The organism is Euzebya tangerina (assembly GCF_003074135.1).
Lineage (GTDB): Bacteria > Actinomycetota > Nitriliruptoria > Euzebyales > Euzebyaceae > Euzebya > Euzebya tangerina.
Window position 1 is genome coordinate 1,864,446 of the sequence record NZ_PPDK01000001.1, and the last position, 21,525, is coordinate 1,885,970.

Genomic DNA, 21,525 nt, shown 5'->3' on the forward strand with positions numbered 1-21,525 from the left:
GGGCTGTGAGCAACCACAGCGCGGACGTGCCGGGCGGTATCGCTTTTGTCGAGCTGATCCGTCTTGCGATCGTGATCCTCGCGACCGCCGCGGCCCTCGAGATCTCAACAGCTCTCGACCTCGACGGGTCCCCGCGCGTGGTCGTGACCGGTCTCGGCGCCGGCGCCGGGTATGTGATCGGTGGGATCCTCGGTCGGTTTGCACAGACTCGGATCACCAAGACCGAACGATCGTTCCAGCGAGTCGCGACCAGCGAGATCGTGGCCGGTGGGGTCGGGGCACTGGTCGGGATCATCATGGCAACGGGGGTGACGTGGCCGGTGCTGCTCTTCGGGGGGAAGACCTTGACCGTCCCCATGGCCGCGATCGTGATCATCACATTGGCCTGGGCAGGGTGGCGGTTGGGACGGGCTCGAGCCGGCGATCTGATGGTCTTCCTGGGGGCCGGCGGCCGCCTCCCCAGCGGCTCGCGTGCGCAGGGTGGCGGTTACAAGCTGGTGGACACCTCGGTCCTGATCGACGGGCGGATCGTCGACATCTGCCGCGACGGCTGGGTGGACGGTGTTCTCTGTGTACCCGCCTTCGTCCTGCTCGAGCTGCAGGGTCTTGCCGACTCCGGGGAACCAGAACGCCGTCGCCGCGGACAGCGCGGTCTCGACACCGTTGCGGAGCTGCAGCTGCTCTCCTCGATCGCAGTCGAGATGCTGGAGGACGAGCCGCCCGGCGAGGAGGTGGACGTCAAGCTGCTCCACGTCGCCAAGCAACGCGGGACCCCGCTGATCACCACGGACGGCAATCTGGCCCGCGTCGCGCAGGTCCAGGGCATCGCCGTCCGCAACGTGCACGAGCTGGCGGACAATCTGCGGCCGCCGGTGGTCCCAGGCGACCAGCTCCAGGTGTCCGTGGTCAAGCGAGGACGGGAACCGGGGCAGGGCGTCGGGTTCCTGGCAGACGGGACCATGGTGGTGATCGAGTCCGCTTCCACGGCAGTCGGGCGTGAGGTGCTGGCCGAGGTCACCAGCATCATGTCGAACTCCCACGGTCGAATGCTGTTTGCGACGAACGTGAGCAGCCGGTCCGTACCCGACACACCCCAGTCCAGCGCAAGCCGGCGCTAGAGGTCGGAGCGTTGGACATCCGCATCGGCCAGGGCGTCGACGTGCACGCGTTCATCGACGTCGAGGACCCCGGGGCGCTGGAGCGGCCGCTGCGGCTGGCCGGCGTGACGATCGATGGACCGCTCGCGCTGGCCGGTCACTCCGACGCCGACGTCGTGCTGCACGCCTTGGTCGATGCGCTCCTCGGGGCGGCGGGAGCCGGGGACCTCGGGTCACTCGTCGGGGTCGACCGCGACGAGACGGCCGGTGCGGACAGCGCCCTCTTCGTCGACCAGGCGCTCGACGTGCTGGATCGGGCGGGGCTGCGGGTCGGCAACGTCGACCTCACCGTGATCGCCCAGAAGCCGCGGCTCGGGCCCCACCGCGACGCGATGCAGCACCGCGTCGCCGAACTCCTGCACGTCGATGCGGGCAGGGTCTCCATCAAGGCCACCACCACCGACCGGCTCGGATTCATCGGTCGTGGTCAGGGCGTGGCCTGCCTCGCCATCGCCTCGCTGGTCAGCGACTGATCAGCACGCCGCGGTCAGGAGGTGGTCAGGAGGCGCTCACGAGACCATGAGCGAGGCGACCCCGGCCACGATCAGGACCAGCGTCACGTAGAACGCGATGCTCTGGACGCGACGGAAGCGGTGGTAGTTGCGAGTTGTCGTGCCGTTGCGCTTCCGCTGCAACTGGCCCGCCACCCGGCGGGCGCGCAACTCCTCGGACAGGGTGCGAGTTGGTGCGTTGTTGGCCATGCCGACGCTATCGGCGTTGCTGCGCGTCACCTTGACTGCCCTTTCGCTGGTGCGTCCTCGTGCGCCGGCCCGGTCTGCCGGCCCTGACTGCGTATCCCGCCCGGAATAGGCTACGACGACGATGCGTCTGTACAACACGTTGACCCGGGACCTCGACCAGGTTCTCACCGACGCCCACCGCTCGGGTGAGACGCCGTTTTCGATGTACGTGTGCGGGCCCACGGTGCAGGACGTCCCGCACTTCGGCCATGCCCGTGCCGCGCTGATCCCCGACGTGTTCAGGCGCGCTCTGGAGCACCAGGGCATCGAGGTCCTCCACGTCCGCAACATCACCGACGTCGAGGACAAGATCATCACCCGTGCCGAGGAGGAGGATCGCGACCCCGCCGCCGTGAGCGAGCAGTACTCGCGGGTCTACGAGGCGCAGATGAAGCGGCTCGGCATCCTCGAACCCCACATCGTCCCGCGTGCCACCGGTCACATCATCGAGATGATCGAGCTGATTGAGTTGCTGCTCGACAGCGGCCACGCCTACGTGGTCGAGGGCGGCGCTGACGCCATCCCGGGCAGCGATGACGTCATGTTCCGGGTCCGCTCGTTCGAGGGGTACGGCAAGCTGTCCAACCGGGACGTCGACCAATCCCTGGCCGGCGCCCGCGTTGACGCCGACGCGCGCAAGGAGGACGCCGCCGACTTCGTGCTGTGGAAGGCCGCCAAGCCAGGTGAGCCCAGTTGGCGGTCGCCCTGGGGGCCCGGGCGGCCGGGCTGGCACATCGAGTGCTCGGCGATGGCCCGCAAGTACCTCGGCAGCGACTTCGACCTCCACACCGGCGGCACCGACCTGATCTTCCCCCATCACGAGAACGAGATCGCGCAGGCTGAGGCGGCCTACGGTGAGCGGTTCGCCCGCCTCTGGCTGCACAACGGGATGCTGAACATCGACGGCGAGAAGATGTCGAAGTCGCTGGGCAACTTCATCACGTTGGATGACGCCATCTCGCGCTACGGCGGCCCCGTCGTCCGGTTGTACTTCCTCCAGATCCACTACCGGTCCATCGCGCAGTTCAGCGGTGAGCGCCTGCGCGAGGTCGAGTCCGCGTGGAACCGGCTGACCGGATTCGTCTCCACGGCTCCGGAGGGTGGGCAGGCACGTCAGGAGGTCATGACCGCTGCGGTGGCCGCGCTCGGCGACGACCTGAACACCCCCGAGGTGGTCTCGGCCATGTTCACCCAGGTCAAGGAGGGGCACGCCGCGTTGGCGGATGGCCGATCCGCGGACGCAGGCGCGGCCCGGGCCACCGTGATGGAGCTGGCAGGGTTACTCGGCCTGGACCTTGCGACCGGCACCCACGACGACACCGACGTCGCGCCACTGGTCGAGACCCTGCTCGAGCTGCGCGATGCAGCGCGCGAGGCCAAGGACTACGCCACCTCCGACACCATCCGTGACGCGCTCAGCGCGGCCGGCATCGTCGTCGAGGACTCCCGCGACGGCGCCCGCTGGCGTCGCTCGTGAGTCGCGGAGGCCGCAGCGACGTCATCCCCGGTCGGGGGCCGGTGCGTGAGGCGCTGGCAGCCGGACGTGAGCTGCGGGAGATCGTGGTCGACCGCAAGGTGGCCGACGCCACCAGCGACATCGCCGAGCAGGCACGTGCAGCCGACATCCCCGTCCGCCAGGCCACCCGACACGAGATGGACACCCTGACCGGCGAGGTCCGGCACCAGGGCGTGCTCGCCCTGGCGGCACCCTTTGCCTACGCCCCGCTCGACCAGGCCACCGACGGCGACCTGGTGATCGTCCTGGACGGCGTCACCGATCCGCGCAACCTCGGGGCCATCGCGCGTGTGGCGGAGCTCGCCGGCGCTGCTGCCTTGGTGATCCGAGACCGTCGCGCCGCCGCACCCTCCCCGGCCGCCGAGAAGGCGTCCGCCGGGGCCCTGTCGTGGTTGCCGATCATCAAGGTGACCAACATCACCCGGGCCCTCGAATCGTTGTCCGATGCGGGGCTGTGGACCGTGGGCCTCGAGGGTGGAGCGACGACGTCCATCTGGGACCAACCACTGCTGGACGAACGCATCGCACTGGTCATCGGGGAAGAGGGTCAGGGGTTGTCACGCCTGGTCGCTGAACGGGTCGACGCCCGCGTGACCATCCCGATGGCGGGACACCTGGATTCCCTGAACGCCTCCACCGCGGCAGCCGTCGCCACGTTCGAGTGGTGCCGGCGTCGAGTGCAGACGGAAGTATGATCGCCCCGTGCTGACCGAGGACCTCCGGACGCTGATCGATCGCCTTGAGCGGATCGACCGTGCGGTGGACCTTGCCTGTGTCAGCCTCGAAAGGCACTACTCGCCGCAGATCGCCGACGCGCTGACCGACACCTGTACCGAAGCCGTCAGCCTCGGGCACGAGCTCACCATGCGCGTCTTCTACGACGAGCCGTGGAGCCGCCTGGACACCCTCCACCAGATCTGGGTGTTCGTCCACACCATGATCCGCCGCGTCGCCGGTCACGGGGTCGACACGATGGACACGATGCTGGTCTCCGACGCCACGCGGGATGGGTTGGCGACGTTGTGCATCGCCACGGCGGCGCTCGAGACGGCCGGGCTGCAAGTTGCCACGACGCCGCGGGACGCCACGGCGCTCCGAGCCGCCTCCCAGGCCATCACGGACCTTGCTGCTGCGGCCGACCACGTGTTCATGACCGCGGTGACGGCCATGGCGGGTCCGGAGGCCCGTGGGGTCTCACGGCTTGACGCGGCCTATGCGATCCTCACCGCGACAGCGGCACGGGCAGCACGCGAGCGGGCGTCGGTCAACGCCCACCAGTGACGACCAGCAGCGGGGACCGATCGTGACCACCAGCAACCTGACACGCGAGGCTGCCGTCCGACGTGCATCACTCGTCGGGCAGGTGTCCTATGACGTCGACCTCGATGTCGCCGGACCCGACGACGAGACCTTCGGGTCGACCACCCGGATCACCTGGACCACACCCGACCCGGGCGAAGGTGTCTTCGTCGACCTGGCAGCCCACACCGTGGATCGGGTGGTGCTCAACGGCCGCGAGTTGAGGGACGTGTACCGGGACGGGCGGATCCACCTGGACGACCTGACCGAGCGCAACGAGCTGGTGGTCGAGGCGCGGTGTGAGTACTCCCGCTCCGGCGTCGGACTGCACCGCTTCACCGACCCGGTCGACGACCAGGTCTTCCTCTACACCCAGTTCGAGCCGTTCGAGGCGCATCGTGTCTTCGCCTGCTTCGACCAGCCGGATCTCAAGGCCCCCTTCCGGCTGGCGGTGACGGCGCCCACGGGCTGGCAGGTCGTCTCCAATGCCGCGGTTGCCAGCGGGAGCCCCGACACCGGTGTGTGGGCCTTCGAACCGACCCCGCCGATCTCCACCTACATCACCGCGATGGTCGCCGGGCCCTACCACAAGGTCGAGGCCACCCACGGGGACGTGGCGATGGGCATCTACTGCCGTACGTCCTTGGCCGAGTTCCTCGACCCCGACGAGATCTTCGAGATCACGACCCAGGGTCTGGACTGGTTCGCAGAGGCCTTCGACGTCCCCTATCCGTTCGGCAAGTACGACCAGCTCTTCGTCCCCGAGTTCAACTTCGGCGCCATGGAGAACCCGGGGTGTGTCACCTTCACCGAGTCCTACCTCTTCCGCTCGCGTGTCACCGACGCCACGCGGCTGCAGCGGGCGAACACGATCCTGCACGAGATGGCCCACATGTGGTTCGGGGACCTCGTCACCATGCGCTGGTGGGACGATCTGTGGCTGAACGAGTCCTTCGCGACGTTCATCGCACACACGGCGGTCGGTGAGGCGACCCGGTTCGGAGACGACTCGTGGTCGGACTTCGCCCACTCGATGAAGGCGTGGGCCTACCAGCAGGACCAACTGCCGTCGACGCACCCGATCGTCGCGGACATGGTGGACACGGAGTCGGTCATGGCCAACTTCGACGGCATCACCTACGCCAAGGGCGCCAGCGTCCTGAAGCAGCTGCACGCCTGGGTCGGCGAGGACGCCTTCATCAGCGGTCTGCGCGACTACTTCGACGCCCACGCCTGGGGCAATGCCACCCTGCGCGACTTCCTCAGCGCGCTCGAGGGACCCTCGGGCCGCGACCTGCTGCCCTGGGCCAAGCAGTGGCTGCAGACCGCCGGCGTCGCGACCCTCTCCGCCGAGGTCGAGACCGACGACAGTGATGTGATCACGGCGGCGTCGATCATCCAACAGGCGCCCGTGAAGCATCCCACCTTGCGTCCCCACCGGCTTCGCGTCGGCCTCTACAACAACGGTCCCGACGGGCTGACCCGCACCCAGCTGATCGAGGGAGACATCGACGGTGCGACCACGTCCTTCCCCGGTCTGGTCGGCAAGCCCCGCCCCGACCTGCTGCTGGTCAACGACGACGACCTGGCCTATGCGAAGGTCCGGCTGGACGAGCGGTCCATCAGCACGCTGGAGGAGTCGCTCGGCACGCTGGCGGGTGGCGTGGCACGGGCGGTCTGCTGGGGCTCCCTGTGGGACATGACCCGGGACGGAGAGCTGGCTGCCCGGCGGTTCGCGGAGCTGATCGCACGACACAGCGTCGCCGAGAGCGACATCGGGGTCCTCCAGACCCTCGTCCGCCAGATGACGGCCTGCGCAGACCGGTACGGCGCGCCGATCAACCGCGAGACGCTGCGTGGCCGCCTCACCAACCTGGCGCACGAGCAGCTCGAGTCGGCTGAGCCGGGCAGCGATGAGCAGCTGGTCTGGGTTCGGGCCATCTGCTCCTCGCGGATGGACTACCCGTTCATCCGGGGCCTGCTGGACGGCGGCCTGGTCGTGGAGGGGCTGGCCGTCGACCCGGACCTGCGCTGGTTTGCGCTGGGACACCTGTCGGCCATGGGTCACGCGGACGCGGAGCGGATCCAGCAGGAGCTGGAGCGGGATCCAACGGATGTCGGCCGTCGCGGGGCGGAGGCCTCTCGGGCGGCACGTCCGCTCGGGGAGGCCAAGGCCGAGGCGTGGGAGCGCGCCCTCGACACCTCCCTGGCCCTTCACTCGCGGCGCGCGATCCTCCGCGGCTTCTGGCAGGTGGAGCAGGCCGAGGTGCTGCGTGGGTACGCGACGACGCGCTGGCTCGAGGCGTTGCCGTCGCTCTGGGCCGATCGAAGTGGTGAGGAAGCGCTGTCGATGACCGAGCAGCTGTACCCGCACAGCTTCATCGACGAGATCGTGGTCGAGGCTGCCGACCGGGCGATGGCCCTCGACTTGCCACCGGTCGCCAAGCGTCGGGTGGCGGAGAGCCAGGACTCGACCCGCCGGGCGCTCCGGGCGCAACAGACCGACGCCTCAGCGACGTAGGGTCGCCGCTGAGCGTGTTCAGCAGAGGTTCTAGAAGCTGCCGACCAGCACGTGGATGTTGACGCTCTCGTTCAGGCCACGGTTGGGTTCCACCACCTGGAAGCGGGGGTCTCGGGCACGGAGCGCCTCGGCCTCAGCCTCGTTGTCCGCCGTGAAGTACACGGTGGTGGTCGAGACGTCGCGACCTGAGGACGCGCGGGCCACGATGTTGTAGCCCAACTGCTCGAGGACCGAGGCGGCAGCGTCGACCGCGGCGCTGCCACCACCGGCATCGAGGATCTGGACGGTGGTGTCGCCAGGCGGAAGGGCGGCTGCGATGAGCTCCTGTGGGTCGACCGTCGGCGGCGCTTCGGTCGGCTCAGCCGTGGCACTTGGGTCAACGGCTTCCGGAGTTGGTGCGGCGGCGACCTCGGACTGGGTCCGCTCGCTCTCACTGGCGTTGGCGGCCGCCTCGGCTCGTGCGATCGAGGCGGCATCGGGACGGTCCTCGATGGCGAGCGCCCACGTCAACCCCACGTACAACGCCAAGAGCAGGCTGCCCACGAAGAGAACCCGGGCGGCGTTGAGTGAGATCAGGCGGAGAATCGTCGACACTGCAGTGAGCGAGGGTACTCCCTCAGGAGACTGACGCCGGTTCAGCCGGACGGGAGTGCTGGTCATCCGCGGTCGCCTTGGACTCGGCCATCCGTCGGCGCAGCAGCAGGGGGTAGCCGATCAGGCCGATGAGCGTGAAGGCGAACCACTGCATGGCGTACGAGACGTGGTTGCCCGAGTCGAGCGCCGGAGGATCGGCCGGTCGAGGGATGGCCCCAGCCAGTCGGGCTTCCTCGTCGATCACCTCGACGTATGCACCCGTGGTCAGGTCCGGCACCTGGGGGCGGAGCTCGTCGAGGTCCACTGCGCCGAGGACCTCGACCGTGCCATCGTCGTCGCTGATCACCTGTCGCGCCGGTGTCGGCTGCCGTAGGCGTGCCTGGATCGTCACATCGCCCGCGGGCGGCCTGGGGGCCTGGTCGTCCAGCGGCACCCAGCCGCGGTTGACGAGCACGGTCTGTCGGTCGGTCGTCGTGAACGGGGTCAGGACCTCATAGCCGGGCCTGCCGTTGCGAGAGCGCGGGCTCAGGCTGACATCCGCGTCCTGGGCGAACGCTCCCTCGACCGTGACGGGTTGATACTCGATCGGCGTCCTCAGCAGTTCGGCGCTCAGCGGGACGGGAGGGCTGTCGATGACGGCCTCGATCTGGGCGTTGATCTCATCGACCTCACCCTGGCGGTCGAGTTGCCACAGGCCCAGGTTGATCAAGCCGATGGCGATCGCGATCACCGCGATGTGGGTGGCGATCCAGCCGGGCTTCAGCAGCATGCTGCGCATGGCCCCACTGTAGGTTTCGGTCCGTGACCGTCCCGTCGTCTGCGCTGTCCTCCCCGCCGCCCGAGATTCGTCGTCATCGAGTGGCCATCGATGGTGGTCGGGCGCTCAACGTGCGGGAGCGGTCCGGCGATGACCGCGCCTTCCTGCTGGTGCACGGCTTGGCGTCGAACGCCAGGCTGTGGGATGGGGTGTCGGCGGAACTGGCCGGCCGCGGGCATCGCGTGGTGGCCGTCGATCAGCGGGGCCATGGGCTGAGCGACCGTGCCCGGACTGGGTACCGCTACCCCGAGGTGGTGGGGGATCTCGTGGCCCTGGCGGAGGTGCTGGGGCTGCATCGCCCGGTGCTCGTGGGACAGTCGTGGGGTGGGAATGTGGTGATCCACGCCGGGGCTCAGGCCGGGTCGCGCTGGCATGCCATCGGGGCCGTCGACGGTGGGACGATCAACCTGGGTGACACGTTCGACGACGCGCAGGCGGCGTGGGAGGCCTTGCGCCCGCCGCCGCTGGCCGGGCGGCCGGCATCGGAGGTCCGGGACATGATCGCCGGATCGGTCCAGGGCTGGCCTGCGGGAGCGCTCGAGGCGCAGATGGGCAACTTCGAGATCTTCGAGGACGGGACGCTGGCGCCGCACCTGGCGCTGGGGGACCATCGGCAGATCGTGGAGGCGATGCTCACGTCGGACCCGCGGGACGTCTACGACCAGGTGGACCTGCCCGTGCTGCTCATGCCAGTCCGTGGTGGGACGGGGGAGTGGGCGGAGCGCAAGGCAGCAGCGGTGGAGGAGGCCATCGAGTTGCTCCCGGATGGCCGGGTCCAGTGGTTCGACGGCGCCCACGACGTCCACCTGCAGAAGCCGGCGGAGGTGGCGGAGGCGCTGTTGACGTTGCTGTAGGCCGGGGTCTGCTCAAAGGATTCTTGAGGTCGACCCAACCTGATGGGGCGGTCAGACGTGTGAGGAGTGTGCAGACCATGACAGCGGCGGGGGAGGTCCCGGGCGAACGTCTCGAGCCCGAAACGGCCTTCGCGCGGGCCTATCTCGCGTCGCACGCCCAGACGGTGCGGCTGGCCTACCTGTTGACGGGGGACGCCTCACGGGCGGAGGAGCTGGCACACGACGCCTGGGTGAACGCGTATCGGCGGCATCGCCGTCAGCCGATCGATGACCTGATTCCCTACGTCCGTCGAGCCGTGGTGAACGCCACCCGGTCGCGCGGCCGGCGCTCCGCGCTGGAGCGGGCGTACGTGAAGCTGGTCCGGTCCCGAGATCACTCCGTCGCAGCCGACGAGAGCGTGCTCGAGCGTGACCGCATCCTGGTGGTCCTCAACCAACTCTCCCAGCGCATGCGGACGGCAGTGGTGCTCCGCCACTGGCTGGATCTCTCCGTGGCCGAGACGGCCCGGTTGATGGGTGTGACCGAGGGGACCGTGAAGTCCACGGTGCATGACGGGTTGGCGCGGCTTCGCACGCTGCTGGACGAGGAGGACGCCGATGGCTGAACGCGAATCAATCGACCCCGATGACCCGGTGAGCGACATGGCCGTGCGGGTTCAACGCGAGTTGGCTGCGTCCGCCGCAGATCTTGAGGTCTCAGCGCCAGACCTGGCCGCGGTCCGTCACGGGGGTGCTGGCAGCCGCGAGGGGCAGGTCTTCTGGGGGGTCGCCGCATGTCTGGTGGCGCTCCTCGTCGTCGTGGTGGTTGCCGGTCCGTGGCAGTCTCCAGATGCCGTGGTCGTCGGATCCGTGCCCTCGCGGAGCGCGGGCGACCTGGTCCCGGCTACCCCGACCCTCCTCGACGGGCGGGCATTCGAGGGAGCGTGGGACGTCGTGGAGGCGCCGGATGACCCACGGATGATCCGCGTGGAGTTCAGCGTGAATCCAGATGGCAACGAGCGAGGCCTGATCACTGCCTCGATGACCGGGGCCCAGAGCTGCGAGCAGTCCATTGCAGAGCTCCTGCTGGATGACGGAGTCGTCCTGACCGGGCCCGTTGGCTTGACGATCGATGCTGAGTGTCCAGAGCTCGAGGGGCCTCAGTGGTCGCGGGAGTTCTGGGTGACCGTCGTGGGCATGGACTTGGGGCAGGAGCAACTGATCATCAGACGGTCCGATGGCAGCCGCGTCGTTCTCGATGAGGACCCCGCTGGTGCGCCGGAGTTGCCGACTCCCGCGCCGGTCCTGGCGACGGCCGATCAACTCGCCGGGCGGACGTACAGGGCCGATCCGGCCTCGCTCGACGTTCCTCGCGCGTCTTCGCTTCAGCTCGTGTTCCGCCTGCCGGTGGACCCCACTCCCACGCCTGTCGGAGCGTCGGGGCTCCAGGTCACGGCACGGCGGGCCCCCGACTGTGAGCTCGCGTCCGGGACGGTGCGGATCGACGCGGGGCGCGTGACCTTCGTCGATGGTCTTCCCACCACGCCGAGCACCTGCACCGAGGGTGATGACGACCTGGTTCGCTGGGCCATCGAGTTCCTGACGTCGATGCAGGAGATCACCATCAGTCCTGTCGGCATCCACGTCTCGCTCGATGATGGACGAGACGTGCTCCTCAGCGAGTTGGTCGACCCGGCACCGGCTGCCACCCTCCCGCCACCTGATGGCGAACCGATACCGGAGGCCACCATCACGGCACAACCGCAAGGACACTCGGAACCGCTAGCGGGAGGTGGACCGCCGGTGGTCGGCCGCTGGTGCGGCGACGTGGGGATGATCGGGGCTGCCGTCAGCACCTCTGGCAGCCTTCACGTCATCTGTGCGGACGGAGGTCAGATCCCGGTGGATGAGTACACCGACCGCAGTCGCGTCGACATCGACGCAGAGCGCCTGGCCGCCGACTTCTCGGCACCGAACAGCACGATGGAGATCTTCGATCTAGCGGAACCGACTGGTCCCGCTGCAGCGAGAGGGGACGTCCCGGCATTGGCCTCGGACGGCCGGCTGGCGACCAGGGTGACCGAGACCCAGGTGGCCATCGAGGGCGAGCCCACGCCGTACGAGACCGGCGCGCGCATCTACGACGTGTCGTGGACCCGCAACGCACGATGGCTGTTGACCCTCCGCGACCGAGAAGATGGCTCCCTCCAGGTCGACGCCCTTCGGCCGGACGGCTTCGGTGGCGGCAGCGGTGTGGGCGACTATCCCGACGGCCTGGTTGCGATGTCCGGCGAGGTCGACACGCCGGATGTCGCCGCCCTGCTGATCGACGACGGCACCGGTCCGGTGATCGCCGGCTTCCACCTGACGGATCCGAACGGCCGGATCGACGCCGTAGCCGCCGTGGACTTGCCGTCAGGGACGTTCCCGACCGACGGGACGGCCTTCATCGAACCAGTGGGACTACTGGCGCCCGACGCCGACAGCACCTGGGTGCAGGGCAACCGCATCGGCTGGGTTGTCGGCGACGGCGAGAGGGCTTGGTACGTCGACGGCGCACGGACGGTCGAGATCCTCACCGGTGTTCGGGACGTTGCGATGATCGCGCCAGCTGGGCAGTGATGCGGAACCAACCGCGATGCCGTGGCGTCACAGGTGGTGATGGATCCTCGTGATGACACTGGCCGGCAACGGGTCTTCACGGCCATTACGGCCGCCATGCTCCTTGGCGCAGCCTTTGGTCTGGTGCCCTTCGTCATCGGCGATCGAAGCGCCGGTCAGCCTCAACCAGCCGCCACCGCACCGGTTCCCTCGCAGGACACGACGCTCCCACCACTCGAGCCGGTCCCGCCGGGGGACCAATCGCTGGACGGCCGTGCATTCGTCTCGGAAGGCCCACTGCCTGGAGCGCCGGAGAGGGGACAGATCACGCTGTCGTTCCGGGAGGGTCGACTTGGCGTGGGCATCGACCCTGGCTGCAACGGCGGTGGGGGGCTCTACGCGATCGACGATGGTCGGTTGCTGGTGTCGGACCTGACCCGGACCGCAATGGGGTGTGACCCGGCGCTCGAGGCCATGGACGAGTACGTCTTCTCGCTGATCAGCGCAGCACCTGAGATACAGATCGACGACCAGTTGATGGTCCTGCGGCACGTGGGCGGGGACGTTGTGCTCTACGACCTCGGTCTGGAGGACTGCCGGCCGGTGGCCGAGCAGATCGCCGCGCAGGTCGACGTGGCGGTCGCGACCTTCGACGTCGAGGCGTACCTGGCGGGGCAACCGGTCCTACCGGACGCCAGCGGCGTGGAGTTCGGCGACCAGTTGGAAGCCATCGAAGAATCAGGCTGCACCGACCAGCTGGAGCGGAACGTCATTGCTGAGGCCATCACGGCTGTTGGGCAGGCCTACGACCTGACGGGACCGGAGCGGATTCGCTGGGAGGTGGCGGGGAACCTGGCCTCGCTGGCGGCGTCGGGGGCCTCGACGGCGGTCCCACGGCCGTCACAAGCCCCGGTCCCACCAGGAACGGACTTCCTCAACGATCGGACCTACGTCACCACCGCACGCCTGACCGACACGGGGGAGGACGACGTCATCGTCGTGCTGTCGTTCGAGGAGGGGCGGGTGAACGCCGAAGTGCAGCCGGCCTGCAACCAGATCAGCGGCTCCTACACGGTGAGCGAGCGGAGCCACCTCATGGTCGACGACGCCAGCAGCACTGAGCGTGGATGCCCTGATGAGGTGGTCGCAGAAGAGCGGTGGCTGATCGACTTCCTCGCCTCCAGTCCGCGAATCACGCTGGAGGACGGCGGGCTGATCCTGTTCGATGGCCGCGACACGGTCGTCTACCTCGACCAGCAGCGCTGAGAGCCGGGAGCGAGAATCGAACTCGCGACATTCGCTTTACAAGAGCGATGCTCTGCCAACTGAGCTATCCCGGCGATGAGATGTGGTTCAGGGTAGTGGACGCCAGTGGATGGCGCCCACTCGGGCATCACGTCACATGTTCCCGACTCGCTTGTGGTTTCCGACCAGCCTCGGCAGGCCCCTGACGAAGTCCCAGACGGCGACGATGCCGCCCATCAGCAGCGTGCGGACGGCGCCAAGTGAGAAGGGCGGCACGGCCTTGAGCTCGCGGGATTGGACCGGCTGTCCGTCAGCCACGGCGCCCAGGATGTCGTCCATCTCCTCGGCGTTGTTCCAGATGCTCCGGAACAGGATCGTGCCATCGGGGTCGATGACGAAGATCGAGTTCGGCATCGTGCCGTAGTGCCGATGTGCCGCACCGTCCACGTCGTCGACCACGATGGGGCGGCGGTCGTCGTAGCGGCTCTGTGTGCGCTTGGCGGCCTCGACCTTCTCCTCTCGGGTCTGGTGCTGCGGCTGGCGCTCACCGGGGTGGGCCTCCCGGACGTACATGAGGAGGTGATCCAGCTGCGGATACTTCTCCATCAGCGACATCATGGGCGGCACGCTCTGCGCGTACATCGGGCAGGTCATGCTGCCGGTCTCGAGGACCAGTGGCTTGTCCTGCAGGTAGTCCGAGAGGCTGACCTGCTGCCCCGTCAGGGTGTGCAGTGTCACGTCCTCGAAGGTCTCGCCTGCCTGTAGTCCCTGATCGACGGTGAAGTCGTACTCCTCAGGGGTGAAGCGGCGGTACCCGTACTCGTTGATCGCGGTGGTCGTGTTCATCGTGTCTCTCCTTCTCTTGTGGGGTGCTGCCGTTCAGGTCAGCGAGGTCTGGAGTGCGATGACTGCGAGGAGGGTGGTGCTGGTCATGAGGAGACCGCGGTGGTGCAGCAGCGCCAGGCGGCCCAGTCCGCTGCGAACCTCGGATGCCTCGCCGTCGGAGGGCACCTCGTCAACGCCTCGGATGTCGCGGAACAGCCGAGCGACGATGAGTGCCAGCTGGATGAAGAAGAGCGCCGCGAGGCTCACGCTGGCGAGGGTGACGCCGGTCTGCACCAGCAGCAGGATCATCAGCAGCGAGGCCGCCCCCATGGTCGTCATCATGGTGGGTGGCAGCAGGTGGATGACCCGCTTGAGGATCGCGTGGACCGTTCGTGCCTCGTCGTCGCTGACGCGGCCTGACCGCGGCTGCCACATCAGGCGCCAGACCGGCTTCTCGATCAGGGACAGCACGACGAAGATGCCGGTCCCGAGACCCAGCAGTGCTGAGAGCAGTGGGAGGAGACGGTCCATGGTGATCGTGGCCCTTCCTGGTCATGTAAGATGTAGTCAATGACAACATACAGGTTAATGTAGGCAATGTCAACATCTACTGATCAGGGCTCAGCCGATGGGGCGTATCACCATGGGAACCTGCGGGAGGCGCTGCTCGGGTTGGCGGTCGAGACGCTCAGCGACAGCGGGGTCGAGCAGCTCAGCCTGCGAGCGATGGCCCGCGAGCTCGACGTCAGTCATGCCGCGCCGCTGCGGCACTTCAAGACCAAGGCCGACCTCCTGAACGCCATCGCTGTCGAGGGGGTCAAGAGCCTGCTGGCCGCCACCTCCGCGGCTGCGGCCGATCAGCCATCCGGCGTTCGTCGTCTGCGGCACATGGCGTTGGCATACGTCGACTGGGCGCGGGAGCACGCCGCGTTCCACCGCGTGATCCGGAACCCTGAGGTGATGCGCCATGCCACCGCACCGCTCCACGAGATGCTCGCGGAGTTCGCGTCCCTGCAGCGGCGTGAGATCAGTGCGGCCCAGGGTCAGGGCTGGCGAGCAGACGCCGACGCCGACGTGCTCTTCGTGCACCTGGTGTCCTTGACGGCCGGCACGGCCATCGTCGCCACCGATGCGATGTACCAGGCGCCCATGGGCGCCGCCACGTCACGCGAGGCGCTGACGGCCTCGTTGGACCTGTTCCTCAGCGACCGCAGTTCCTCGTGATCGTCGCCGACACCAACTGGGGCGCACCGATCAGTCCTGTCGTCGCTGATCAGTCCTGTCGTCGCCGGTCGGTCCAGGCGCGACTAACAGCCAGGGCACGGTCGTGGTCGTCGGCCACGACCACGAGCTGGTTGTTGTGATCGCTGTACAGCACCTCGATGTTGACCCCCTCGTCCCGCAGCATCGCGGTGAACGCACCAAGCTGGCCCGGCGCGTCCTGGACCAGTCGTTGGACCACGACGGCTCTGACGCGGACCACCTCGATCCCCGCGGCCCGGAGGGCAGCTGCGGCGGCCATCCCGTCGGCGACGAGGAAGTGGGCCACGCCGACACCGGCCACCGCCCACGCGCCGCCGCCCTCGACGCTGATGCCGGCGGCGCCGAGCGCCTCGCCCATGGCCGCCAGTGCCCCCGGTTCGTCGACCAGTCGGATTTCGATGTCGTCCATGCTCGCCTCCACGCCTGGCCTGACCGTCCGTCGGTCGTGAGCGGGGGTCGTCCTCGCTCTGGCAGGCTCGAGCAGGACGGTACGAACGGCACGCTTCGGCAGGGGCCGAATCGTTCTGCGGCACACTCGGGGGATGTCAGCCGACCGACTCGCGGCCGTCGCGAGCCTGCTTGCCGACCAGTCGCGTGCAGCGATCCTCACCGCCCTGCTCGGCGGGACGGCGCACACCGGGAACGAGCTGGCGCGACACGTCGGCATCGCACCGTCGACCGCCAGCGAGCATCTCGGTCGTCTTCTCGATGGCGGGCTGGTGGCGGTCGAGAGCCAGGGCCGGCATCGCTACTGGCGACTGGCCTCCCCCGACGTCGCGGAGCTGATCGAGTCGCTGGTCGCCCATGCCCCCGACCGCGTGGATGGCCCGTCCCTCCCTCGGCCGTCGGACCTGGCACTCGGCCGGAGCTGCTACGACCATCTCGCGGGCCGTGTCGCGGTGGATGTGTACGGCGCCCTGGTCGAGCGGGGCCATCTGCTCGCCAGACCGGGGGCAGTGGAGGTGACCGATTCCGGCCGGGTGTTTCTGGGCGATCTGGGCCTTCCGCAGGCGGCGTTCGAGGCGACGACCAGACCGCCCGTACGAGCCTGTCTGGATTGGACCGGGCGTCGTCATCATCTGGCCGGTGCCGTAGGGGCAGCACTGCTCGACACCCTGCTCGATCGTGGCTGGGCACGACGCGGCCCCCGGCCGCGTCAGATCCGCTTCACCCGGACGGGGCGTGCCGAGCTCACCACTCGGCTGGGAATCGGCTGGTGATGGACCGACAACACCAACGGTGAGCTTGCCGGCTGCGGCTGAGGACCGTGGAGGTTCGTCGGATCCGAGGACGCTCGTGCGTAGGATCGGCCCCGAGCGACTCAAGGAGTGAGGTTTGTGCCTGCGCGGAAACTGAGCAAGCGAGAGATTGCGCTGCTCGACTTCGAGCGTGACTGGCCTGCGCACGAGGGCGGGAAGCTCGCCGCCATGCGCGCGCGCTTCGAGCTATCGGACTCGCGGTACTACCAACTGCTCCGCGAGTTGACCGATAGCGATGCGGCGATGGATCATGATCCGCTGCTCATCCGTCGCCTGCGCCGCCGCCGGAGGGAGCGCGACGCCGGGGCGGCAGACCACGGTCCGATGGTCCACAGGCGGCGAGACCAGACCAAGTAGGGTTTCGAGCAGTATGGATGACTTCGAACAGGTAGACGGCTACGCCGAGGAGCGAACAGGCCCTGGGATCCTTGGTCCGATCCTGACCACGGTGCTGGTCGGCCTGATCACCTTCCTGCTGTACGGACTGGTCTTCGGCGGACTCGGCGGCGGTGACGACGGGTTGTTGGCCGAGGACGAGGCGACGACACCCGCCGACGCCCCGGCGATCGAGACGCCCACCCCCGGTGAGGTTGCCACGCTGGCCCCGGAGGAGGAGCTCGGCGCGGAGGTCGCTCCGACGCCCATCTCGCCAGCCCCCACCCCACCAGGACAAGAAGCGACCGAAGCAGCGCCGGCGCCCGGTGGCCAGATCGGCGCAGGGGTGTCCGTCCAGGTCGTCAACGGCGCCAACACCGGGGCCGAGCGGTTCGACGCCGCAGTCACCGCGCTCAACGAGCTCGGCTACAGCGTCACGGAGTCCGGAACCTCCCCCAACGCCTACGCGCAGACCACGGTCTTCCCGAGCCCCGGGCAGGAGGCCCAGGCCCAGGCCCTCGTCGACGGTGACCCGCGGTTCATCGTCGTCGGTGAGAACCCCGGCAATCTGCGTGAGGACATCCAGATCCATGTGCTGGTCGGCGAGGACTTCCCAATTCCCGAGGCGTGATCCAGCGGCATCCGCGTGTTGGGCGGGTGGCGTTCCAACCTCCTCGGCGGGGAAGTCCACCCACCACGAGGTGGGCACCCGACCCGATCGGACTGTGTGAGGGTTCTGTGTGAAGGTCTGTTTGAGCGGTCGCTGTGAGGGGTTTCTGTGAGGGTCAGCGTCCGCTTCGTCGGAGCGCAGCCGTGACCGCCTGCGCCACGCCGGCCCCGTTTCGCCCGGTCACGGTGAACCGGTTGCCGCCGGGCTCCCCGTGCCCGTTGCCGACGATGACGTAGGTGCCGACCACCTCCGCCATGGTCTGGTCCTCCAGCGAGTCGCCCACGGCCATGGCCCGGTCGGCGGGGATGCCACGGGCGATCAGATCGTCAGCCACCGCTCGTGCCTTCCCCACTCCACGGGCGACCAGGTGGTAGGCCCGGACGTCGTCACGCCCCCGCCAGCCCCTGGTGAGCCCGTTGTCGACGATCTTGGCCCAGCCGATGCCGGCCTCCGCCAAGGCCTGATCACAGCGCCCGGTGTCGACCAGCCCGACCAACAGGCAGTCGCCTTCCCGACCCTGATCCCACGGCTCGTAGTAGCGGAGGTCGTCCGGGTAGAGCTCGAAGAGCACATCAGCGGCCCCGACGGCGTCCAGCGTCTGGCGCGGGTCGTCCGCGATGCCACGAGGCGCCTCGCCCCACTCGAAGTGGTGCTCGCGACCGCGGATGATCACGGCCCCGACCTCAGCGATCGCGCCGTCCAGACCCAGCAGCCGCGCGTTCTGCTCGAGCATGCGCGCGGCCCGGCCACTCACGCCCACGACGGCGACGCCCGACTGCGCAGCCGCGACGAGCGCTCGGACAGCGCGATCATCCGGTGCGCCATCCGCGTCGTGCAGCACCGACCCGTTGCGGCCCAGCAGCGTGCCGTCCAGATCCGTGTACACGATCTCGACGGGCGGCAGATCGTGCAGGTGGTCGAACAGATCGTGACCTTCGACGGACGACGTGGTGCTCATCGGGCCACAGCCTCACATGCGCAGCCGCCGGCGACAGGGCCGGCCGTGCGACAGCCCGTTCCAAGCCGGCATGGTGCAGACTAGGAGCTTGTGAGTGACACCCTGCGCAAGCCTGTCCGCGAGTTCGTCGCCGGCGTCGCCCCGGCCATGGCGGAGCTCGGGTCAGACGACCCCTCGGCCGATGTCGTCGCGGAGGCATACGAGATCGTCTCGGCGATGGTGGACGCTGACGGGGCCCACTCCGACACCGAGCTGTGGGCGCTGATCGGGGCGTTCAGCGGCCTCATGGACACCCACATCCACCACGCCACGCCTGCTGATCTGCGAGCCATGGGGATGATGGCGGGCAAGCGGGTGTTCGTCGACAAGCCCTCACTCATGTTCGACACGCTGGTGGCGGCCGACCAGTCCAAGCAGACCTCCCACGCCTGGACCTACTACGTCCACGCCCTGCGGCTGGCCCATCACGTCGTCGCCCTGGATCACGTGACCCAGCACGTCGAGTTGCAGGCCATCGAGCGGTTCCGGCGGACCTTGCTGACCGCGATCTCCTCAGCTGGGCTGCCGCGCGGTCCGCGGGACTCGGGCCGCAGGTCGACGACCAATGATGCACCGGTGGCCCAGGCTGCTGCACAGGCCGAGGCGGACACCGATGCCGAGGTGGCGGTGGAGTTGCCTCCGGCCCGACCGCTGGAGGAGTTGCTGGCCGAGCTCGACGAGTTGGTCGGCCTCGACGCCGTCAAGTCCGAGGTCAAGCTGGTCACCAACCTGCTGCAGGTCCAGAAGCTGCGGGCAGAGAAGGGACTGAAGGTCTCGGACTCGAGCCGTCATCTGATCTTCACGGGCAACCCGGGAACCGGGAAGACCACGGTCGCTCGGCTGATCGCTCAGATCTACCGCACCCTCGAGGTGGTCCCGAAGGGGCATCTGGTCGAGACGGACCGCTCCGGCCTCGTCGCCGGTTTCGTCGGCCAGACGGCAGCCAACGTCGTCAAGGTCTTCGACTCGGCCCGTGGCGGGGTCCTGCTGATCGACGAGGCCTACTCCCTCGTCCGCGGTGGCGAGAAGGACTTCGGCCGTGAGGCCATCGACTCGATCGTCAAGCTGGTCGAGGACCGACGGGACGACACCGTGGTGATCATGGCCGGCTACCCGGACGAGATGGCCGACCTGATGGGCTCCAACCCCGGGCTGGTCTCCCGCTTCCCCCAGACGATCCACTTCCCGGACTACACCACCGACGAGCTGGTCACGATCGCCGGCCTCATCGCCGAGGGCAACGAGTACAGCTTCGATGACGGGGCGAGGGAGCGGCTGGCCGAGCTGCTGGACGAGGTGCCGCGCGACCGTGGCTTCGGCAACGGCCGGCTGGCCCGCAACGTCTTCGAGCAAGCGGTGGCGATCCACGCCAGCCGGATGGTGGAGCTGCTCAAGCGAGCTGAGAATCCCACCGGCTCGCAAGCCCGCGGCTCGGGAGCAGCGACCGATGACGAGGCGTCGGAGGAGCCCTCTGCGGAGCTGCTCCAGACCCTGACGGCGGAGGACCTACCAGGGGAGATCACCACGTCGTGATCAAGTCGATAGCGGCCGGGATCGCGGCCATCGTCCTGATCGTCGGGGCCCTGTGGGTGCGTACCAACCTGATCGAGTCCGGGGACGATTCCGTTGCCGGCGAGGAGAACTCCGTCGACCAGGGCGACCTCGACGACCTCCGGATCGCCTGTGACGCCACGCTCGGCAGCGCCTGCCCGTCGGGGTCGGATCGCCTTGACGTCGAGGAGATGCTGGGAGCCTTCTCGACCACACCGGTGGCGTATGACGTGGTGGTGGCCCCGTCGGTGGTGGTGGAGCTGGTCGAGCAGTCCCAGACCGCCCTCGTCTCGTTCTCCGAGGAGCGCACCCCGGTCGCCGTCAGCCCCGTCGTCCTCGCCACGGCGATCGCCGTGGACGAACAGGTCGCCGACGCCTGCGGCGATGCGGTCACCTGGACCTGTGCGGCACAGCTGACGTCGGAGGGAGCGCTCCGGCCGGCGTTGCGCGGGACCGATGACGTCAGCGGATTGGTCGGGGCCGCCGCGATGACCGGTGGGTTCCTCGAGAACGCCTCCTTCTCCGCCAACGCCCTGGGCGGCTCGGCCTTCCTGGGCTGGGTCGACGCCTTCGGCGACGCGCGAGCCACCGCGCAGCCGATCCAGAACGTCATCCAGTTCAACGCAGCGCAGGCCAACGCCGGTGTCGAGCTGGAGGCAACCGGGCTGCCGACGGTGACCTCCTCCAGCCGACAGGTGGTCAACCTGTCCTACCCCACACCGCTGGCGTTCGTCGGGGTCGTGGCTGTGGCTGTGGATGACGCCGACCCGGACGCGGCTGCCGAGATCGGCCAGACGGTCGGTGCGGCACTGGTGGACTCGGGCTGGCGTGGACCCGATGGTGCGGCGCCGGGAGCTGAGGGGGTGGTGGTGCCGCCGTCGTTCGACCCGGCCGGCGATGATGGCCTCCCCAACGGCGGGACGCTGTTCTCCCTCCGTCAGCGCCTCTAGGTCGCAAGCGGGTGCGGTGCGCGTCAGGCGTCCGCTTAGTGGGCCACCAGCGCCCGATGACGCTCGAGCGCATCGATCGACAGCATGAACCAGTGCCGTCCCACGCAGCGCACGTAGACGTGCTCGATGGGTCCGTCGGTGCTCTCCAACACGTCCCGGCGCACGATCTCGGCCGTGTCACCACACGACGGGCAGGTCGTCAGCTGGGTGGTGGTCAGGGTCTGGGTGGCGTTCATCACAGGCTCCAGAGCAGTGGTTCGAGCGTGCGGCTGTCACAGGGAAGAGAGCCCGATTCCGGGCCCTGATACGTCC

Annotated in this window: 24 protein-coding genes and 1 tRNA gene; 16 read left to right on the top strand and 9 right to left on the bottom strand. The window is 68.6% G+C overall.

Features of this window, described 5'->3' with window-relative positions; translation table 11 throughout:
- Positions 1-5: 5 nt before the first annotated feature.
- Entirely contained in the window at positions 6-1,118 is a 1,113-nt protein-coding gene (locus tag C1746_RS08615; RefSeq protein ID WP_116714212.1) for a PIN/TRAM domain-containing protein, read from the top strand.
- Between the two features lie 11 nt (positions 1,119-1,129).
- A complete protein-coding gene (gene ispF / locus C1746_RS08620) occupies positions 1,130-1,630 on the top strand; it encodes a 2-C-methyl-D-erythritol 2,4-cyclodiphosphate synthase (protein ID WP_116714213.1) in 501 nt (166 codons plus the stop codon).
- Positions 1,631-1,666: 36 nt separating this feature from the next.
- On the opposite strand, the gene C1746_RS08625 is transcribed toward ispF, so the two are convergent.
- Entirely contained in the window at positions 1,667-1,888 is a 222-nt protein-coding gene (locus tag C1746_RS08625; protein ID WP_162867550.1) for a hypothetical protein, read from the bottom strand.
- Positions 1,889-1,979: 91 nt separating this feature from the next.
- On the opposite strand from C1746_RS08625, the gene cysS reads away from it, so the two are divergent.
- Genes cysS through pepN form a run of 4 tightly spaced genes read left to right on the top strand, consistent with a single transcriptional unit; the run spans position 1,980 to position 7,233 of the window.
- Positions 1,980-3,374 carry a cysteine--tRNA ligase gene (gene cysS, locus C1746_RS08630; protein ID WP_116714215.1) on the top strand — a complete coding sequence of 465 codons (1,395 nt, stop codon included), beginning with the start codon at positions 1,980-1,982 and terminating at the stop codon, positions 3,372-3,374.
- Positions 3,371-4,108: a 23S rRNA (guanosine(2251)-2'-O)-methyltransferase RlmB gene (gene rlmB, locus C1746_RS08635; protein ID WP_162867551.1), complete on the top strand. Its 738-nt coding sequence runs from the start codon at positions 3,371-3,373 to the stop codon at positions 4,106-4,108. Before cysS ends, rlmB begins: the two co-directional genes overlap by 4 nt.
- Before the next feature lie 7 nt (positions 4,109-4,115).
- The gene (locus tag C1746_RS08640; RefSeq protein ID WP_116714217.1) at positions 4,116-4,694 is read left to right on the top strand and encodes a hypothetical protein; all 579 of its coding nucleotides are present in this window, start codon (positions 4,116-4,118) and stop codon (positions 4,692-4,694) included.
- A gap of 22 nt (positions 4,695-4,716) precedes the next feature.
- Entirely contained in the window at positions 4,717-7,233 is a 2,517-nt protein-coding gene (gene pepN / locus C1746_RS08645; RefSeq protein ID WP_116715633.1) for an aminopeptidase N, read from the top strand.
- Positions 7,234-7,263: 30 nt separating this feature from the next.
- Here pepN and C1746_RS08650 read toward each other — a convergent pair whose 3' ends face one another.
- Positions 7,264-7,827: a LytR C-terminal domain-containing protein gene (locus C1746_RS08650; protein ID WP_116714218.1), complete on the bottom strand. Its 564-nt coding sequence runs from the start codon at positions 7,825-7,827 to the stop codon at positions 7,264-7,266.
- 22 nt (positions 7,828-7,849) lie between these two features.
- Complete coding sequence (locus C1746_RS08655) at positions 7,850-8,605, bottom strand: SURF1 family protein (RefSeq protein ID WP_116714219.1); 756 nt, start codon at positions 8,603-8,605, stop codon at positions 7,850-7,852.
- A gap of 23 nt (positions 8,606-8,628) precedes the next feature.
- Between C1746_RS08655 and C1746_RS08660 the strand changes: the two genes are divergently transcribed.
- The 4 genes from C1746_RS08660 to C1746_RS08675 all read left to right on the top strand — a co-directional run bounded on the left by C1746_RS08660 (position 8,629) and on the right by C1746_RS08675 (position 13,344).
- Positions 8,629-9,498, top strand: a complete 870-nt coding sequence (locus C1746_RS08660; protein WP_116714220.1) for an alpha/beta fold hydrolase — start codon at positions 8,629-8,631, stop codon at positions 9,496-9,498.
- A 77-nt stretch (positions 9,499-9,575) separates the two neighbouring features.
- Positions 9,576-10,103, top strand: a complete 528-nt coding sequence (locus C1746_RS08665; RefSeq protein WP_240598955.1) for a sigma-70 family RNA polymerase sigma factor — start codon at positions 9,576-9,578, stop codon at positions 10,101-10,103.
- Positions 10,096-12,099 carry a hypothetical protein gene (locus C1746_RS08670; RefSeq protein ID WP_116714222.1) on the top strand — a complete coding sequence of 668 codons (2,004 nt, stop codon included), beginning with the start codon at positions 10,096-10,098 and terminating at the stop codon, positions 12,097-12,099. Before C1746_RS08665 ends, C1746_RS08670 begins: the two co-directional genes overlap by 8 nt.
- A gap of 39 nt (positions 12,100-12,138) precedes the next feature.
- The gene (locus tag C1746_RS08675; protein ID WP_162867552.1) at positions 12,139-13,344 is read left to right on the top strand and encodes an META domain-containing protein; all 1,206 of its coding nucleotides are present in this window, start codon (positions 12,139-12,141) and stop codon (positions 13,342-13,344) included.
- A gap of 1 nt (position 13,345) precedes the next feature.
- Here C1746_RS08675 and C1746_RS08680 read toward each other — a convergent pair.
- From C1746_RS08680 to C1746_RS08690, 3 genes are all read right to left on the bottom strand, one after another.
- Positions 13,346-13,418 (bottom strand) — tRNA-Thr (locus tag C1746_RS08680).
- A 58-nt stretch (positions 13,419-13,476) separates the two neighbouring features.
- On the bottom strand, positions 13,477-14,169 hold the full coding sequence (locus C1746_RS08685) for a deiodinase-like protein (RefSeq protein WP_116714224.1): 693 nt from the start codon (positions 14,167-14,169) through the stop codon (positions 13,477-13,479).
- A gap of 33 nt (positions 14,170-14,202) precedes the next feature.
- Entirely contained in the window at positions 14,203-14,679 is a 477-nt protein-coding gene (locus C1746_RS08690; protein WP_116714225.1) for a hypothetical protein, read from the bottom strand.
- A gap of 66 nt (positions 14,680-14,745) precedes the next feature.
- Here C1746_RS08690 and C1746_RS08695 point away from each other — a divergent pair, with 66 nt between their 5' ends.
- Positions 14,746-15,372, top strand: coding sequence for a TetR/AcrR family transcriptional regulator (locus C1746_RS08695; protein ID WP_116714226.1), 627 nt, complete (start codon positions 14,746-14,748; stop codon positions 15,370-15,372).
- Positions 15,373-15,421: 49 nt separating this feature from the next.
- Here the strand turns inward: C1746_RS08695 and C1746_RS08700 are convergent, their stop codons facing one another.
- Positions 15,422-15,820 (bottom strand): amino acid-binding ACT domain-containing protein, encoded by a 399-nt coding sequence (locus C1746_RS08700; protein ID WP_116714227.1) that lies wholly within the window; start codon positions 15,818-15,820, stop codon positions 15,422-15,424.
- Positions 15,821-15,953: 133 nt separating this feature from the next.
- Here C1746_RS08700 and C1746_RS08705 point away from each other — a divergent pair, with 133 nt between their 5' ends.
- From C1746_RS08705 to C1746_RS08715, 3 genes are all read left to right on the top strand, one after another.
- Complete coding sequence (locus C1746_RS08705) at positions 15,954-16,631, top strand: ArsR/SmtB family transcription factor (RefSeq protein ID WP_116714228.1); 678 nt, start codon at positions 15,954-15,956, stop codon at positions 16,629-16,631.
- Between the two features lie 117 nt (positions 16,632-16,748).
- Positions 16,749-17,027, top strand: coding sequence for a DUF3263 domain-containing protein (locus C1746_RS08710; RefSeq protein WP_205711776.1), 279 nt, complete (start codon positions 16,749-16,751; stop codon positions 17,025-17,027).
- A 13-nt stretch (positions 17,028-17,040) separates the two neighbouring features.
- On the top strand, positions 17,041-17,676 hold the full coding sequence (locus tag C1746_RS08715) for a LytR C-terminal domain-containing protein (RefSeq protein ID WP_162867553.1): 636 nt from the start codon (positions 17,041-17,043) through the stop codon (positions 17,674-17,676).
- A 154-nt stretch (positions 17,677-17,830) separates the two neighbouring features.
- On the opposite strand, the gene C1746_RS08720 is transcribed toward C1746_RS08715, so the two are convergent.
- Entirely contained in the window at positions 17,831-18,673 is an 843-nt protein-coding gene (locus tag C1746_RS08720) for an HAD family hydrolase (protein WP_116714231.1), read from the bottom strand.
- Between the two features lie 90 nt (positions 18,674-18,763).
- Here C1746_RS08720 and C1746_RS08725 point away from each other — a divergent pair, with 90 nt between their 5' ends.
- Together C1746_RS08725 and C1746_RS08730 are read left to right on the top strand one after the other, a co-directional pair.
- Complete coding sequence (locus C1746_RS08725; RefSeq protein ID WP_116714232.1) at positions 18,764-20,245, top strand: AAA family ATPase; 1,482 nt, start codon at positions 18,764-18,766, stop codon at positions 20,243-20,245.
- Positions 20,242-21,213, top strand: coding sequence for a hypothetical protein (locus tag C1746_RS08730; protein ID WP_116714233.1), 972 nt, complete (start codon positions 20,242-20,244; stop codon positions 21,211-21,213). The genes C1746_RS08725 and C1746_RS08730 overlap by 4 nt, the downstream gene beginning before the upstream one ends.
- A 35-nt stretch (positions 21,214-21,248) precedes the next feature.
- On the opposite strand, the gene C1746_RS08735 is transcribed toward C1746_RS08730, so the two are convergent.
- On the bottom strand, positions 21,249-21,449 hold the full coding sequence (locus tag C1746_RS08735; protein WP_116714234.1) for a hypothetical protein: 201 nt from the start codon (positions 21,447-21,449) through the stop codon (positions 21,249-21,251).
- Positions 21,450-21,525: the final 76 nt, after the last annotated feature.